Source organism: Aeromonas sp. FDAARGOS 1409 (assembly GCF_019048705.1).
Classification (GTDB): domain Bacteria; phylum Pseudomonadota; class Gammaproteobacteria; order Enterobacterales; family Aeromonadaceae; genus Aeromonas; species Aeromonas sanarellii.
In genome coordinates this window covers 1,272,501-1,288,002 of sequence record NZ_CP077395.1, presented here as the reverse complement: position 1 = coordinate 1,288,002, position 15,502 = coordinate 1,272,501, and the positions used below count along the sequence as shown (strand labels likewise).

The 15,502-nt window shown below is 63.1% G+C and carries 15 protein-coding genes (1 of these 15 running past the window's edge); 7 read left to right on the top strand and 8 right to left on the bottom strand.

Translation table 11 applies throughout. From position 1 onward, the window contains the following. The first annotated feature begins 36 nt into the window (after positions 1–36). On the top strand, positions 37–279 hold the full coding sequence (locus tag I6L39_RS06165) for a hypothetical protein (protein WP_042074043.1): 243 nt from the start codon (positions 37–39) through the stop codon (positions 277–279). 157 nt (positions 280–436) lie between these two features. Next, positions 437–1,093, top strand: a complete 657-nt coding sequence (locus I6L39_RS06160) for an OmpA family lipoprotein (RefSeq protein ID WP_042074045.1) — start codon at positions 437–439, stop codon at positions 1,091–1,093. Between the two features lie 78 nt (positions 1,094–1,171). Here I6L39_RS06160 and I6L39_RS06155 read toward each other — a convergent pair whose 3' ends face one another. Both I6L39_RS06155 and tusA read right to left on the bottom strand, forming a co-directional pair. Continuing rightward, on the bottom strand, positions 1,172–1,516 hold the full coding sequence (locus tag I6L39_RS06155) for a RidA family protein (RefSeq protein ID WP_042074046.1): 345 nt from the start codon (positions 1,514–1,516) through the stop codon (positions 1,172–1,174). Between the two features lie 20 nt (positions 1,517–1,536). After that, positions 1,537–1,782, bottom strand: a complete 246-nt coding sequence (gene tusA, locus I6L39_RS06150; protein ID WP_042074048.1) for a sulfurtransferase TusA — start codon at positions 1,780–1,782, stop codon at positions 1,537–1,539. Positions 1,783–1,953: 171 nt separating this feature from the next. Here tusA and I6L39_RS06145 point away from each other — a divergent pair, with 171 nt between their 5' ends. Continuing rightward, a complete protein-coding gene (locus I6L39_RS06145; RefSeq protein ID WP_010672410.1) occupies positions 1,954–2,145 on the top strand; it encodes a hypothetical protein in 192 nt (63 codons plus the stop codon). 44 nt (positions 2,146–2,189) lie between these two features. On the opposite strand, the gene I6L39_RS06140 is transcribed toward I6L39_RS06145, so the two are convergent. The 6 genes from I6L39_RS06140 to I6L39_RS06115 form a co-directional block, all read right to left on the bottom strand. Next, positions 2,190–3,446: an ABC transporter substrate-binding protein gene (locus I6L39_RS06140; protein WP_042074049.1), complete on the bottom strand. Its 1,257-nt coding sequence runs from the start codon at positions 3,444–3,446 to the stop codon at positions 2,190–2,192. Between the two features lie 3 nt (positions 3,447–3,449). Continuing rightward, positions 3,450–4,895 (bottom strand): ATP-binding protein, encoded by a 1,446-nt coding sequence (locus I6L39_RS06135; RefSeq protein WP_042074051.1) that lies wholly within the window; start codon positions 4,893–4,895, stop codon positions 3,450–3,452. A gap of 123 nt (positions 4,896–5,018) precedes the next feature. Next, positions 5,019–5,741, bottom strand: coding sequence for a response regulator (locus I6L39_RS06130; RefSeq protein ID WP_042074053.1), 723 nt, complete (start codon positions 5,739–5,741; stop codon positions 5,019–5,021). 333 nt (positions 5,742–6,074) lie between these two features. Then, positions 6,075–7,259 (bottom strand): acetyl-CoA C-acyltransferase FadA, encoded by a 1,185-nt coding sequence (gene fadA, locus I6L39_RS06125; RefSeq protein ID WP_216991326.1) that lies wholly within the window; start codon positions 7,257–7,259, stop codon positions 6,075–6,077. Next, positions 7,260–9,407, bottom strand: a complete 2,148-nt coding sequence (gene fadB / locus I6L39_RS06120; protein ID WP_216991325.1) for a fatty acid oxidation complex subunit alpha FadB — start codon at positions 9,405–9,407, stop codon at positions 7,260–7,262. It lies immediately after the preceding gene. Positions 9,408–9,611: 204 nt separating this feature from the next. After that, positions 9,612–11,549: an acetoacetate--CoA ligase gene (locus tag I6L39_RS06115; RefSeq protein WP_216991324.1), complete on the bottom strand. Its 1,938-nt coding sequence runs from the start codon at positions 11,547–11,549 to the stop codon at positions 9,612–9,614. A 196-nt stretch (positions 11,550–11,745) separates the two neighbouring features. Between I6L39_RS06115 and pepQ the strand changes: the two genes are divergently transcribed. The 4 genes in view from pepQ to hemG are tightly spaced (at most 36 nt apart) and all read left to right on the top strand, a layout consistent with a single transcriptional unit that may run on beyond the window. Beyond that, the gene (gene pepQ, locus I6L39_RS06110) at positions 11,746–13,068 is read left to right on the top strand and encodes a Xaa-Pro dipeptidase (RefSeq protein ID WP_216991323.1); all 1,323 of its coding nucleotides are present in this window, start codon (positions 11,746–11,748) and stop codon (positions 13,066–13,068) included. Next, positions 13,068–13,685 carry a YigZ family protein gene (locus I6L39_RS06105; RefSeq protein ID WP_216991322.1) on the top strand — a complete coding sequence of 206 codons (618 nt, stop codon included), beginning with the start codon at positions 13,068–13,070 and terminating at the stop codon, positions 13,683–13,685. Before pepQ ends, I6L39_RS06105 begins: the two co-directional genes overlap by 1 nt. Before the next feature lie 36 nt (positions 13,686–13,721). Further along, positions 13,722–15,179, top strand: a complete 1,458-nt coding sequence (locus tag I6L39_RS06100) for a TrkH family potassium uptake protein (RefSeq protein ID WP_042074066.1) — start codon at positions 13,722–13,724, stop codon at positions 15,177–15,179. Positions 15,180–15,186: 7 nt separating this feature from the next. Continuing rightward, on the top strand, positions 15,187–15,502 hold the 5' portion of the coding sequence (hemG, locus tag I6L39_RS06095) for a menaquinone-dependent protoporphyrinogen IX dehydrogenase (protein WP_216991321.1). The gene runs 209 nt beyond the window's last position; 316 of the gene's 525 nt are visible here — the first part of the coding sequence; its start codon is at positions 15,187–15,189; the stop codon falls past the right edge of the window.

The window sequence follows — 15,502 nt, the reverse complement described above, 5'->3', positions numbered from 1 at the left end:
CCGATCCGCTGCGTTTCATCCCTTTCAGGAGTCATCATGAAGAAATTTGTATTCATGCTGCTGGCGGCCACCGCCCTGTCGACGGTACTGCCCGTGCAAGCCACCGAGCAGGCCAGGCAGCGGCGCGAGGCCCGCGATGTGCGTCAGGACACCCGTCAGGAATCCCGCGACGCCAAGCAGGAGTGCCGCGAGGGGCTGGTCGGCAACGCCGACTGCCGCCAGGAACACCGCGAGAACAAGCAGGAAGGGCGAGACCAGGCCCGCGACATCAAATATTGATGCCCGACCTGCAGGGTGCAGGTTCCGCCATCTTTGCGCCACAAGGAGACCCGGTTTCCTTGTGGCGCTTTGTCGATCCTCAGCGTCACACTCTGGCGCCTCTCTGGGTTAGAATGCGCGGCCATCGGCTAGCGTCGTTCTTTTTCGGAGATTTTTCATGCATTTCAAGAAACTGGTTCCTGCCCTTGCCCTGACCGTCGCCATCACTGGCTGCACCACCAACCCCTATACCGGTGAATCCCAGACCTCCAAGGGGGCCTGGGGCGCGCTGGCCGGTGCGGCGACCGGCGCCGCCGTGGGGGCACTCTCCTCCAGCAAGGGGGATCGTAAGAAGGGCATCCTGACCGGCGTGGCGGCCGGTGCGGCCCTGGGTGGCGGTATCGGTTACTACATGGACGTGCAGGAGGCCAAGCTGCGCGAGAAGCTGCAAGGCACCGGGGTCAGTGTGACCCGCAACGGTGACGAGCTGATCCTGAACATGCCGAACAACGTCACCTTCGACAGCTCCAGCGCCCAGCTAAAGGCGGCCGGTGCCAACACCCTGTCCGGCGTGGCCATGGTGGTGGCCGAGTTCGACAAGACCCGGCTGAACGTGGTCGGTCACACCGACAGCACCGGCTCCCGCGAGCTGAACATGAAGCTCTCCCGCGATCGCGCCGATGCCGTCGCCGCCCAGCTGATCGGTCAGGGCGTGGCGGGCAGCCGCATCGCCATCAGCGGTGTGGGCCCGGATCAGCCGGTGGCCACCAACAGCACCGCCGAGGGCAAGGCCCAGAACCGCCGGGTGACCATCACCCTGACCCCGACCGCCTAAGCGGCCCGGTTCGCGCCAAATAAAGAGGCCCCGCCAGTCATGGCGGGGCCTCTTGCTATCTCAGACTGGGCGGGCGGCTCAGACAGCGGCGGTCAGCTGCACTTCCACCTTGTAGCCTTCGTGGGCGAGGCGGGCCTGTACGCAAGCTCTAACCGGGGCTGTACCCGCAGGGATCCAGGCGTCCCACTGGGCGTTGAAGGCTCCGATATCGGCGATGTCTTTGAGATAGATGTTGGCCATCAGTATCTTGTCGACGCCGGAGCCGCTGGCTTCCAACAGACGCTGCAGGCTTTCCAGCACCTCACGGGTCTGCTGGTGAATGTCGGCCTCGTCGGTGGCGGGCACTTCCACCACATAGAGGGTGCCGTTGTGGATGACAACATCAGACCAGCGGGCCGTGGTGCCGATTCGGGTAATCGTCATGGATTGCTCCGGTACTGGGCTTATTGACCCTTGCGGATCAGATAGCGATAAGGGGCCTGCTCTGTCTCGCTGGCGACCAGGGTGTGGTCCATGAAGCGGCAGAAGCTGGGAATGTCGCGGGTGGTGGAGGGATCGTCGGCGCTGACCAGCAGGGTCTCTCCCTCGGCCATCAGCCGCACTTTCTTGCGAACCATCATCACGGGTTCCGGGCAACGAAGCCCGATTGCGTCCAACTCATGAGTTGCGTCGCAGAATAAAGCACTCATCAATAATCAACCTTCAACCAATTCAGCCAGCAATGATACTCACGGCGAAAAAATAATCAAACCACGGTGCGGTTATGCAGCATATGCTACCAAAATGTGAACCGGCTCTACCCAGGCTCCGCTCGATGAGTAATATAAAAATTGAACCATATTCAACAAGGAGGTGTGAATATGCAGGTCTCCTACGGCAGATTGCAAGCCTACGCGGGCATGGGGTTCTTGTCGTTCGCCATGATAGTGCTGGGCAGCCCGATCGGTAATACCGGTACCTGGTTCGGCTCCATGGTGATGATAGGGCTGGGGCTCTGGATCGAGCTCAGCGACTATTACGACGAGGATGAGGACGAGAACGATCCCTCCTGAGAGCCAGGCTCTCGGCATTCAAAGGCGGACAGGTTCCGCCTTTGTCATTTCTGCTCCGCGCCGGATCGGGTCGAGCGCATGGCGCGCTCCAGCTGCAGCGCCGTCTGCTCCGGGTTGGCCCTGGCATCGTTGAAGAAACTGCTCAGCACATCCATGATCCCCTGACGCATGTTGGTCGGCACCGCCATCCCCTCCGCCATGCTGGGCAGCAGGTTGTCCTGCTGCTCGGCGTGGAGGAAATCCTGATAGGAGCGGATGGCGCAGCGGTCAAACTTGCTCATGTCCGGCTTGATGAGCGCCGGGATGGAGCCCTTCACCCGGTTGAACTCCTCCTGGAATCTCGGCGTCATCAGCAGCCTGGCCAGCTCGCCCTGGGCCTGCAGCTGGGCGGGGTCCCGCTGCTTGAACATGGCGATGGAGTCGAGGTTGTAGCTGAACAGCCCGGCACTGCCGGGGCTCGGCAGGCACTCGATATCCTCACCGGGCCGGTAGTTGCCGGCGCTCAGCTCCCCCTTGACCCAGTCCCCCATCACCTGCATGGCGGCACCGCCGCTCTCCAGCAGGTTGGTGGCCTGGTGCCACTTCAGGCCGGCGTATTTCTCCGGCACATAGGCGCGCAGCTGCTGGAAGCGGGTCAGCACCCGCACCATGTCGGGGCCGGTCAGGGTGGCGCTGTCCTGTTCGAGGAAGGCCTTGCGGTAGAAGATCTTGCCCCCTTCGCCGAGGGCTACCGTCTCGAACAGCACCGCGAGCTGCCAGGGTTCGTTGCCGATGGCGAGCGGGGTGATGCCTTTCTCCTTGAACTGTTCCGCCACCGCCACGAACTGGGCCCAGTCGGTGGGAGGCCTGAGCCCCAGCCGCTCGAACGCCTTGCGGTTGAGCCACAGCCAGTTGACCCTGTGGATGCCGGTGGGCACCGCCATCAGGGCGCCGTTCTGGCTCAGGGTCTCCCGCACCATGGGCGGCAGTTGCGGGTACCAGCCGAGGTGTTCGGCCATGGGGGTGAGATCGCGCAGGAAGCCCAGACTGCCCCACTCGTGCAGCTCGTACCCCTTGAGGTGGGCCGCCTCCGGCGGGTTGGCCGCCAGGGCCCGGCTCTTGAGCACCGTCATGGCGCTCTTGCCGCCCCCGCCCTGCACCGCGAAGTCGTTCCACTGGTTGCCCTGCTCGGCCCATTCCGACTTGAGCACTTCCACCGCCTTGGCCTCGCCGCCGGAGGTCCACCAGTGCAACACCTCCACCTGGGAGGCGCGAACGGGCAGGGAGAGCAGGGCGATGACAGAAAACGACAACCACTTCATACATTACTGCCTTGGTAGGGAGAGGGTGGCCTGCAGGCCGCCCTGGGGGCGATTTTCCAGCACCAGATCGCCGCCGTGGGCGTGGGCGATGTTGCGGGCGATGCCAAGGCCCAGCCCGGTCCCGGAGGGGTCGTTGCTGAGGCGATAGTAGGGCTCGAAGATGCGTTCGAACTGATCTTCCGGCAGGCCGGGGCCCTCGTCCATGATGAAGAGGATCAGCATCTCCTCGTCATCCATGATGATGACGCGCACCCTCTGGCCGTACTTGATGCCGTTGTCCACCAGGTTGCCGATGCAACGCTTGAGAGCCAGCAGCTTGCCGCGGTAGGGCCACTTGCAGTGCCCCTCTATGGTGAGCAGATCCTCGTGCAGGTTCATGGACTCCGCCATCTGCTCCAGCAGGGCGTTGATGTCGATCTGCTCGAGGTTCTCGTGGATGTCGGTCTCCTTCACCGTCTGCAGCGCCCCTTTCACCATCAGCTCCAGCTCGTCGAGATCCTTGTTGAACTTGGCGATCTGCACCTCGTCGTCCAGCAGCTCGACTCGCAGCCGCAGCCGGGTGATGGGGGTTTTGAGATCGTGGGAGATGGAGCTGAACAGCCGCTCCCGATCGTCGATGAAGCGGCGGATGCGTTGCTGCATGATGTTGAAGGCGCGGGTCGCGGCCACGATCTCGGAGGCTCCCTCCTCTTTGAGCGACGGCTGGTCGATGTCCTTGCCGAGGTTGACCGCCGCCTTGGCCAGCCGGCGCAGGGGGCGGGTCTGCCAGCGCACCAGCATGAAGGTGAAGAAGCAGAGGAAGACCGTCATCAGGGCGATGAAGCGCACTTGGTTGCTCGGCATCACGGTGTCGTCCAGCGTCATATAGGGGGCGGGCAGCAGGGCCGCCAAGTAGAGCCACTCCCCCGGCTCTATCTCGATCTGGGTCACCAGCACCGGCGGATTGATGGGCTCCAGTGACAGGGTGTAGCGGGCCCAGGAGGAGGGGAGGTCCGCCAGCAGGGTGTCGTTGTTGAAGACGTGCAGCTCCTCGGGACGGGAGAAGTCCACCTTGATGGCCATGGCGTCGGAGAGCTTGCGGGTCAGCACCTCCTGCACCTCCTTCAGCACCAGCGTCTTGCGCTCGCTGTCGGGGATGGCGCTGATGTGGATCTCCTCCTCGTTCAGGGACACGAAGAAGCGGCTGCCCCCCATGTTGCGCAGCTGATCCAGCGCGATGTGGCGGTACTGCAGCGGCAGGGACTTGAAGAAGTTGACGGTGGAGGCGGCCGACAGCGCCAGGTTGCGGGTGGTGCTGAGCATGCCCTCCAGCTCCCGCTTCTGGATCTGCTGCATCCAGATGCCGGTGAGTATGGTCTGGGAGAGCAGGATGGCGAGCAGCAACAGCAGCAGCATCCGTGACAGCAGGGAGCGGGGCACCAGGGCACGCCAGAACCATCTCGTTCTCACGGATTTTCGCGCCTCTTGTCGATCAGCATGGGGTGGTTACCTCTGCGCCTTGCCGTTGACCCGTCATGGGCCTCTCTTTTGCCGTTCAAGGCCACTCGTGCCTCTCGCCGTACAGCCTGCCTGTTACGGGATCTCGTGGACTTCGGCGATCAGCATATAGCCGCTGCCACGTATGGTCTTGATGATGCGCGGGCTCTTGCCGTTGTCACCCAGCTTCTGGCGCAACCGGCTGATCTGCACGTCGATGCCGCGCTCCATGGGCAGGCTCTCGCGACCGCGGGTGGCGTCCGAGATGGTATCCCTGTCCAGCACCACGCCGGGCTGCTGCAGGAACATGCCGAGCAGCATGGCGTCGCTGCCGGAGAGGTCCAGCAGGCTGCCGTCGTCGTGGGTCAGCTGGTGGCTCAGGGTGTCCAGGGTCCACTCGGCAAAGCGCAGCCGGCGGCTCGGCTCCTTCTCCTTCTCCGGCTGGCGGAATTCGGCGCGGCGCAGCAGCGCCTTGATGCGGGCCTGCAGCTCGCGCGGGCTGAACGGCTTGGCGATGTAGTCGTCGGCGCCAAGCTCCAGGCCGATCACCCTATCCGCCTCGTCGGAGGCGGCGGTCAGCATGATGATGGGTACCTGGGAGTCGCGACGGATCTGCTGGCAGAGGGTAAAGCCGTCGTCGCCGGGCATCATGATGTCCAGAATGATGAGGTCCGGGCTGTGCTGGGCGAGTTGCTGGCGCATCTCGTTGCCCTCTGCCGCGGTCAATACCTGAAAGCCCGCCCGGGTCAGGTATTCGTTGAGCAGCTCGCGGATCTCCTGATCGTCGTCGACGATAAGCAGTTGTTTGCTCGTTGACATATGTATGTGCATCCACCCATTTTTTTGTGCAGATTGAACCTGTCGGGGGAGCAAAAAGCAAGCAAGGCCCCCCTCTAATGTGAAGTTATGGGCAATATAGCCCCCGGATTGACCCCGATCGCGGGAAAAGAATAAAAAAGGCCGACCCAAACGGGCCGGCCAACACGCAGATTCCGACGACAGGAGTGCACCCCGTGTGGCGCACTCCACAGACTCGATAACGGGGTCGCAAAGGCGGCCCCAACACCTGTGATGGGGCCCGCTGCGCCGGGATGCAGGGGCGGGCCCGTGTCTGTTGTTTCCCCCTGACCGGCGAGCCGGCCAGGGCGTTACTTACACTCGTTCGAAGACGGTGGAAATGCCCTGACCCAGGCCGATGCACATGGTGGCCACCCCCAGGGTCGCATCCTTCTCCTCCATCAGATTGATGAGGGTAGTGGAGATGCGGGCGCCGGAGCAGCCGAGGGGGTGACCCAGCGCAATGGCGCCACCGTTCAGGTTCACCTTCTCGTCCACCAGATCCTGCAGACCGAGATCCTTCACGCAGGGCAGGGACTGGGCGGCAAACGCCTCGTTCAGCTCGAACAGGTCGATGTCGCCGACGGTCAGACCGGCCCGTTTGAGCGCCTTCTGGGTCGCCGGCACCGGGCCGTAACCCATGATGGCGGCGTCGCAGCCGGCGATGGCCATGGCGCGCACGCGGGCGCGCGGGGTGAGGCCGAGGGCCTTGGCTCTGTCCGCACTCATCACCAGCATGGCGGCAGCGCCATCGGACAGCGCCGAGGAGCTGCCGGCGGTGACGGTGCCGTTGACCGGGTCGAACACCGGGCGCAGCTGGCTCAGAGTCTCGACCGTGGTCTCCGGGCGGATCACTTCGTCGTAGTCGTAGAAGAAGCGGGCGCCGCTGGCGTCATGGCCTTCCAGCCCGACGATCTCCCTGGCAAAACGCCCTTCCACGGTGGCGGCGTGGGCGCGGCGGTGGGAGCGGGCGGCAAACTCGTCCTGCTGCTGGCGGCTGATGCCGTGCAACTTGCCGAGCATCTCGGCGGTCAACCCCATCATGCCGGAGGCTTTCGCCACCGACTTCGCCATGCCGGGGTGGAAGTCGACGCCGTGGCTCATGGGCACGTGACCCATGTGCTCGACGCCGCCGATGATGAAGATATCCCCATCACCCACCTGGATGGCGCGGGAGGCGTCGTGCAGCGCCTGCATGCTGGAGCCGCACAGACGGTTGACGGTGACCGCCCCCACCTGCTTCGGAATACCGGCCAGCAGTGCGGCGTTGCGGGCGATGTTGAAGCCCTGCTCCAGGGTCTGCTGCACGCAGCCCCAGTAGATATCCTCGATCTCGTTCGGGTCGAGGTTGGGGTTGCGCAGCAGGATGGATGTCATCAGGTGCGCGGACAAGTCTTCTGCACGCACGTTGCGGAAGGCGCCGCCCTTGGACCGGCCCATCGGGGTCCGGATACAGTCGACAATGACTACGTCTTTCATGAATGGATCTCCTTTCCGCAATCAGTAGAAGGTTTTGCCCTGGGCGGCCATCTCGCGCAAGCGGTCGCTGACGCGGTAGAGCGGGCCCAAGTCGGCATACTGGTCGGCCATGGCCACGTAGCGATCCAGACCAATGGTGTCCAGATAGCGGAACACGCCGCCGCGGAAGGGAGGGAAGCCCAGACCGTAGACCAGTGCGATGTCGGCTTCGGCTGGCGTGGCGACGATGCCCTCTTCCAGACAGAGCACCACCTCGTTGATCATCGGGATCATCATGCGAGCGATGATGGCGTCCTTGTCGAAATCCTGTTTCGGCTTGGCGATGGGGGCCAGCAGCTCGTAGCTGGCGGCGTCGGCCACCTTCTTCGGCTTGCCCTTCTTGTCCTGCTCGTAGGCGTAGAAGCCCTTGCCGTTCTTCTGACCGAAGCGGTTCACTTCGTACATCACGTCGATGGCGGTACGACCATCCTTGCTCATGCGCGCCGGGAAGCCCTGCGCCATCACGTCACCGGCGTGGTGGCCGGTGTCGATGCCGACCACGTCCAGCAGGTAGGCGGGGCCCATGGGCCAGCCGAACTCCTTCTCCATCACCTTGTCGACGGCGGCGAAGTCGGCACCATCGGCGACCAGCTTGTTGAAGCCGAAGAAGTAGGGGAACAGCACCCGGTTGACGAAGAAGCCCGGACAGTCGTTGACCACGACCGGGGACTTGCCCATGGCGGCGGCATAGGCCACCACGCGGTTGATGGTTTCATCGGAGGTCTGCTCGCCGCGGATGATCTCCACCAGTGGCATGCGGTGCACCGGGTTGAAGAAGTGCATGCCGCAGAAGCTCTGCGGGCGCTTCAGCCCCTTGGCCAGCAGGGAGATGGGAATGGTGGAGGTGTTGCTGGCGAGCACGGCGTCTTCGCCGATCACGCCTTCCACTTCGCCCAGTACGGCGGCCTTCACTTTCGGGTTCTCGACCACGGCTTCGACCACCACATCCACATGCTTGACGTTGTCATAGCTGAGGGTCGGGGTGATGGCGGAGAGCACCTGGCCCATCTTGATGCCGTCGATGCGACCCTTCTCGAGCTGGCCGTTGAGCAGCTTGGTGGCCTCATTCATACCAAGTGCCAGCGCCTTCTCGTTGATGTCCTTCATCACCGCCGGGATGCCCTTGCTGGCGGACTGGTAGGCGATGCCGCCCCCCATGATGCCGGCACCCATTACGGCGGCGTGGCCAGTGGCCTTGCTTGCCTGCTTGGCAGCCTTCTTGGCCAGCGCCTTGATGTGCTGATCGTTCAGGAAGATACCGACCAGCGCCTTGGCCACGTCGGTCTTGGCCAGCTTGATGAAGGTGGCGGCTTCGGCGGCCAGCGCGTCGTCACGACCCATGCCGGCGGCGGCTTCCACCGTCTTCACGGCGGCCATGGGGGCCGGATAGTGTTTGCCCGCCACGGCGGCAACCATGCCGGCGGCGGTGGTGAAGCTCATCATGGCTTCCAGCTTGGAGAGGCGCAGCGGGGCCTTCTTGGCGGCGCGGCGGCCCTGCCAGTCCAGCTTGCCCGCGATGGCGTCTTTGATCATTTGCAGCGCAGCGCTCTGCAGCGCCTCTGGCGCGACCACGGCGTCGATGGCACCCACCTTGAGGGCGTCATCGGCACGGACATCCTTGCCGGTGGTGATCCACTCCAGCGCGTTGTCGGCACCGATCACCCGTGGCAGGCGGACGGTGCCGCCAAAGCCCGGCATGATGCCGAGTTTGGTCTCGGGCAGGCCGATCTTGGCGCTGGTGTCGGCCAGGCGGAAGTCGGTGGAGAGGATGGTCTCGCAGCCGCCGCCCAGGGCGTGGCCCTTGATGGCGGAGAGGGTCGGCACCGGCAGATCTTCGATGGCGCTGAAGATGTCGTTGGCCTTTTTCAGCCAGCCGAGCAGATCTTCCTGCGGCAGATCGAACAGTTCCAGGAATTCGGTGATGTCGGCGCCGACGATGAAGGCGTCTTTGCCGGAGGTGAGGATCAGACCCTTCAAATCGGCTTGTTGCTGTAATGCGGCGATCGCTTCGCTCAGGGAGAGCAGGGTGGCGCGATCCAGCTTGTTGACTGAACCCGGGGCATCGAACCTCAGTTCGGCAATGCCGTCTTCGAGGTAGCTGACCGTCAGGGTTTCGCCTTGGTAGATCATGAGAGTGTCTCCTTGTTCCCACTCTGTGGGGAATGGTGCTCCTTTATCCCCAGCAGGGGGCGAGGCTCACTATTGATCCAAAAGGAGACATTTTCAACACCTATTTAAAACATTTGTTTAACAGTTGTCGAGTAAAAGCTCTCCATCACGGAATGGACAAGAGAGAGGCGCCTTGCGGCGCCTCGGATGGATGTGAGTTTGTTATCAACTGGCCAGTTCGGGACGATCGCGATACTGGTTCAGCACCTCGGGATCGGCGAGGGCATGAGTGTTGTTGACGGGCCTGTTGTGCACCACTTCCCGCACCGCCAGCTCCACAATCTTGCCGGACTTGGTACGGGGGATGGCATCCACCTGCAGGATGCGGGCGGGCACGTGACGGGCGGTGCAGTGCTGGCGCACCTGCTGGCGGATGCGCTCGCGCAGCGCTTCGTCCAGCATGAGACCTGGCTTGAGCTTGACGAACAGCACTACCCGCTCGTCCTGCTGCCATTGCTGGCCGATGACGATGCTCTCCTCCACTTCGTCGAGCTGCTCGACATAGCGGTAAATTTCGCTGGTGCCGATGCGCACGCCGCCCGGGTTGAGGGTGGCGTCGGAGCGGCCGTAGAACAGGACGCCGCCGGTCGGGGTCAGCTCGATCCAGTCGCCGTGGCACCAGACGTTGTCGAACCGCTCGAAGTAGGCGGCGTGGTACTTGTCGCCGCTCTCGTCCCCCCAGAAGCCGATGGGCTGTGCCGGGAAGGGTTTGGTACAGACCAGCTCGCCCTTCTCCCCCTGTACCGGCTGGCCCGCTTCGTTGAACACCTGTACCGCGAGGCCGAGGCCGCGCCCCTGGCTCTCGCCGCGGTAGACGGGGCTGAGCGGGTTGCCGATGACGAAGCAGGAGCAGATGTCGGTGCCACCGGAGATGGAACTGAGCTGCACGTCTTGCTTGATCTGCTGATAGACGTAGTCGAACCCCTCCGGCGACAGCACTGAGCCGGTGCTGCAGATCAGTCGCAGTTGTGGCAGCTGGTGGGTCTTGATGGGGGCATAGCCCTGCTTGTGCAGGGCGTCGAGGTACTTGGCAGAGGTGCCGAACAGGGCGACCTCTTCGTCGCGGGCGAGATCCCAGAGCACGTTGCCGTCCGGGTAGAAGGGAGAGCCGTCGTAGAGCACCAGAGTCGCGCCGGAGGCGAGGGCGCTGACCAGCCAGTTCCACATCATCCAGCCACAGGTGGTGAAGTAGAAGATCCGCTCCCCCGGCTTGATGTCGCAGTGCAGCTGGTGCTCTTTCAGATGTTGCAGCAGGGTGCCGCCTATGCCGTGCACGATGCACTTGGGCTTGCCGGTGGTGCCGGACGAATAGAGGATGTAGAGCGGATCGTTGAAGGCCATGGGCTCGAAGGCGAGCTGGGCGCTGGGCTGACTGGCCAGCACCTGCTGCCAGTCGTGACCCAGTTGCAGGGCGTTGCCCAGCAGGGGGATCATCACCGTCTGCTCTATGCTGTCTATCTGGCTCACCACGCCGGCCACCTTCTCCTGAATGTCGATGGCCTTGCCACCGTAGCGGTAGCCGTCCACCGCGAACAGCACTCGCGGCCGGGTCTGGCCGAAGCGCTCCACCACGCTGGCTTCGCCGAAGTCGGGGCTGGTGGAGGTCCAGATTGCGCCCAGGCTGGTGGTTGCCAGCATGGCCACCACGGTTTCCGGGATATTGGGCAGATAGGCGGCGATCACGTCGCCCCGACCTATGCCCTGGCCGCGCAGCCACTGGGCCAGGCGGGCCACCTGATCCGCCAGCTCGCGCCAGCTCAGGGCGCGGCTTGGGCTCCCTTCGATGCGGGAGATGATGGCCGGGCTCTCGTCCTGGCGGCGCAGCAGGTTTTCGGCGAAGTTGAGCCGGCTGTCCGGGAACCAGCGGGCACGCTGCATCTCCTGGCGGTTCTCCGCCACTATGTTGCCGAGCTCCCCCTTGACGCCGCAGTGCTGCCACACCAGCGGCCAGAAGCGGGTGGTCTTCTCCACCGACCATTGATAGAGATCGGGGTAGCTGCGCAGTTGCAGGCCGTGGAAGTGATTGACCTCGGCCATGAACCTATGGAGGTTGGAGTGCTGCATCCTGTCCTGATCCGGTGTCCACAGACAAAGGTTTTGCATGAGTCGTTCCTGACGGCTGTTATCTACTGTCTGTGGGCAGTGTATTGAATTGTTCTTTGTTTGTTAATTGTCTGTTTTCGTTTAATAACAAAAACCCTGTAACCTATGCGTTACCTCACGAAGCGAAAGCCTGGCGGCTCGAGCCTTGATTCGCTTGATGTTATGCTGAAGTCACATTCGCCCGGAGCAGGACGCCATGAGCAGTTACAGCCAACTTTTTGCCCAGCATCTCGACACCCTTCAGCGGCGCACCCGCGACATACTGCAGCAGCAGGGGCTGAGCGGACTGGCCATCCATGCCGGCCAGACTCACCGCATCTTCCTCGACGATCAAGATTACCCCTTCAAGGTGAACCCCCAGTTCAAGGCCTGGTTGCCGGTGCTGGACAATCCCCACTGCTGGTTGCTGGTGGACGGGGTGAGCAAGCCGGTGCTGCTGTTCTACCGGCCGGTGGATTTCTGGCACAAGGTGGCGGATCTGCCCACTGCCTTCTGGATCGACTTCTTCGACATCCGTTTCCTGACCCGGCCTGAGCAGGTGGCGGATCACCTGCCGGCCAACAAGCAGGAGTGGGCCTATCTGGGGGGCCACCTGGAGGTGGCCGAGCTGCTGGGGCTGGGGCAACCCAATCCGGAGGCGGTGCTCAACTATCTGCATTATCACCGTGCCTACAAGACGCCCTATGAACTGGAGTGCCTGCGCGATGCGAACCGCATCGGGGTGCGCGGCCACATCGCGGCCAAGGACTCCTTCATGGCGGGGGCGAGCGAGTTCGAGATCAACCTGGCCTACATGAAGGCGGTCGGGCAGGGGGCCAATGATGCGCCCTACGGCAATATCGTCGCCATCAACCGCAATGCGGCCATCCTGCACTACACCCACCTCTCCACCCAGCGGGTGCCGGATGCGGAGCGCCACTCCTTCCTGATCGATGCCGGGGTGGACGTGCACGGCTATGCCTCCGACATCACCCGCACCTGGGCCTGGCGCCGGGGCGAGTTTGCCGATCTCATCGCGGCGCTGGACGCCCAGCAGCAGGAGATTATCAAGGAGATCAAGCCGGGCCGTCGTTACAGCGAACTGCACCTGCAGATGCATCACAGGCTGGCGCGCCTGCTGCAAGCCACCGAGCTGGTGGACATGTCGGTGGACGAGATGATCCACACCGGGGTCACCAATGCGTTCTTCCCCCATGGCCTGGGCCACTTCCTTGGCCTGCAGGTACACGACGCCGGCGGCTTCATGCAGGACGAGCGCGGTACCCATCTGCCCGCTCCCGAGCAGTTCCCCTATCTGCGTTGCACCCGGATGATGGAGGTGGGTCAGGTATTCACCATAGAGCCGGGCCTCTACTTCATCGACAGCCTGCTGGAACCGCTGCGCCAGGGTGAACAGGGCAAGCGGGTCAACTGGAACAGGGTCGAGGCCCTGCGCCCCTATGGGGGCATCCGCATCGAGGACAACGTGGTCCTGCATGCCAACGGGGTGGAGAACCTGACCCGACAAGCAGGGCTCTGATGGCGGCAGACTACCCCATACCGGCCGCCCCGCTGGAAGTGAGCGAAGAGATCAAGAAGAGTCGGTTCATCACCTGTATTGCCCACACACCGACCGTTGCCGCCGCCAAGGCCTGGATCGACGAGATCAAACGGCAACATCCCGGGGCCCGGCATCACTGCTGGGCCTTTGTCGCGGGGTCACCGCAGGACAGCCAGGTCTACGGCTTCAGCGATGACGGCGAGCCGTCGGGGACGGCAGGGAAACCCATGCTGGCCCAGCTGATGGGGGCGGGTCTCGGCGAGGTTGCCGCCGTGGTGGTGCGTTATTACGGCGGCGTGCTGCTCGGCACCGGCGGCCTGGTAAAGGCCTATGGCGGTGGCGTGGGGGCCGCTCTCAAGCGGCTCGAGACCCGGATCAAGCGTCAGCAGACCCCCTCCCTCATCCAGTGCGACTATACCGACATGGGCGCGGTGGAGACGCTGATCCAGGCACACCAGGGTCAGTTGCTGGCGGCCGATTACGGCGCCAGCGTCACCCTGCAGGTGGCGTGGGAAGCCGCTGTTTGGAGCAGAATCGCACAGGAATTGACCGACCGAACTCAGGGTCGGGTATCCCTTCGTCCTCTAGATGGCTAGAATCCATCGCTCTTTTAGTCTGAAGAGGGAGCCGGAATGCAGATTCTGAGCATCATCCGTATCGTGGGTCTGCTGGTCGCGCTGTTCAGCTCGACCATGTTGCTGCCTGCGATGGTGGCTTTTGGGTACCGAGATGGCGGGGGGGCCGAGTTCGTCAACTCCTTCTTCATCGCCCTGCTGCTCGGCACCGCGCTCTGGTTCCCCAACCGCCATCAGAAGAAAGATCTCAGGTCCAAGGAAGGCTTCCTCATCGTCGTGCTGTTCTGGGTGGTGCTGGGCAGTGTGGGGGCCGTCCCCTTCATCCTCAGCGACGTGCCGAGCATGTCGGTCTCCGAGGCCTTTTTCGAGTCGTTCTCCGGCCTGACCACCACGGGGGCGACCGTGCTGACCGGGCTGGACGAGCTGCCCAAGGCATTTCTGTTCTACCGCCAGTTGCTGCAGTGGCTGGGGGGCATGGGGATTATCGTGCTGGCAGTCGCCGTGCTGCCGCTGCTCGGGATCGGGGGCATGCAGCTCTATCGCGCCGAGATCCCGGGGCCGGTCAAGGACAACAAGGTGACCCCGCGCATCGCCGAGACGGCCAAGGCGCTCTGGTTCATCTATCTGCTGCTCACCTCCCTCTGCGCCCTGGCTTACTGGATGGCGGGCATGACGCTGTTCGACGCCATCTGCCACTCCTTCTCCACCCTGTCGGTGGGAGGCTTCTCGACCCATGATGCCAGCATCGGCTTCTTCAACAGCCCGACCATCAATTTGATCACCGTGCTGTTCCTGCTGCTGGCCAGCGTCAACTTCGCCCTGCACTTCATGGTGTTCGCCCACAAGCCGGTGCGCCTGAGCAGCTATCTGCGGGACTCCGAGCTCAAGGTATTCCTAAGCATCCAGTGCGTGCTGGTGCTGATCTGCTTCGTCTCCCTGCTGTTTCACGGCCACTACGCCTCCTGGCAGGAGGCGCTCAACCATGGCCTGTTCCAGGCGGTGTCGCTGGGCACCACCACAGGCTACAGCACCACCAGCTATGCGGAGTGGCCCTCCTTCCTGCCCATGCTGCTGATGTTTTCCGCCTTCATCGGCTGTTGCGCCGGCAGCACCGGGGGCGGCATCAAGGTGATGCGCTTCATGATCCTGTTCCTGCAGGGGATGCGAGAGTTGAAGCGGCTGGTGCACCCGCGCGCCATCTATACCCTGAAACTGGGGCGTCGCGCCGTGCCTGAGCGGATTGTCGAAGCCGTGTGGGGCTACTTTGCGACCTACATCATCCTGTTCTTCATGTTCATGCTGTTGCTGTTGATGACGGGGCTGAATGAGGTGACCGCCTTCTCCGCCGTGGCGGCCGCATTCACCAACGTGGGGCCGGGACTAGGGGAGGTGTCGGCCAACTTCGGCAAGATCTCGGCCACAGCCCAGTGGATACTGATCGTGGCCATGCTGTTTGGACGATTGGAAATCTTCACGCTTCTGGTACTGTTTACTCCTGCATTCTGGCGTAGTTGAGGTAGGTATGAACAAGATTTTGGTGCTTTATTCTTCCCGTGACGGTCAGACGCGGAAAATCGTGGATGTCATGTTGGAGGAGATGCCAGGGTGCGAGGTGGTGATGCACGATTTGCATACCCTGCCTATGTGTAATCTCAGCAAGTATGGCAAGGTGCTGATTGGCGCCTCCATCCGTTATGGCAACTTCCATCCCAGCTTGTTCAGCTTTATCCATGCCCATGCGGAGCAGCTGGAAGTGGCCAACGCCGCCTTCTTCTGCGTGAACCTGACGGCTCGCAAGCCCGAGAAGCAGACACCGCAGACCAACGCCTACATGAAGA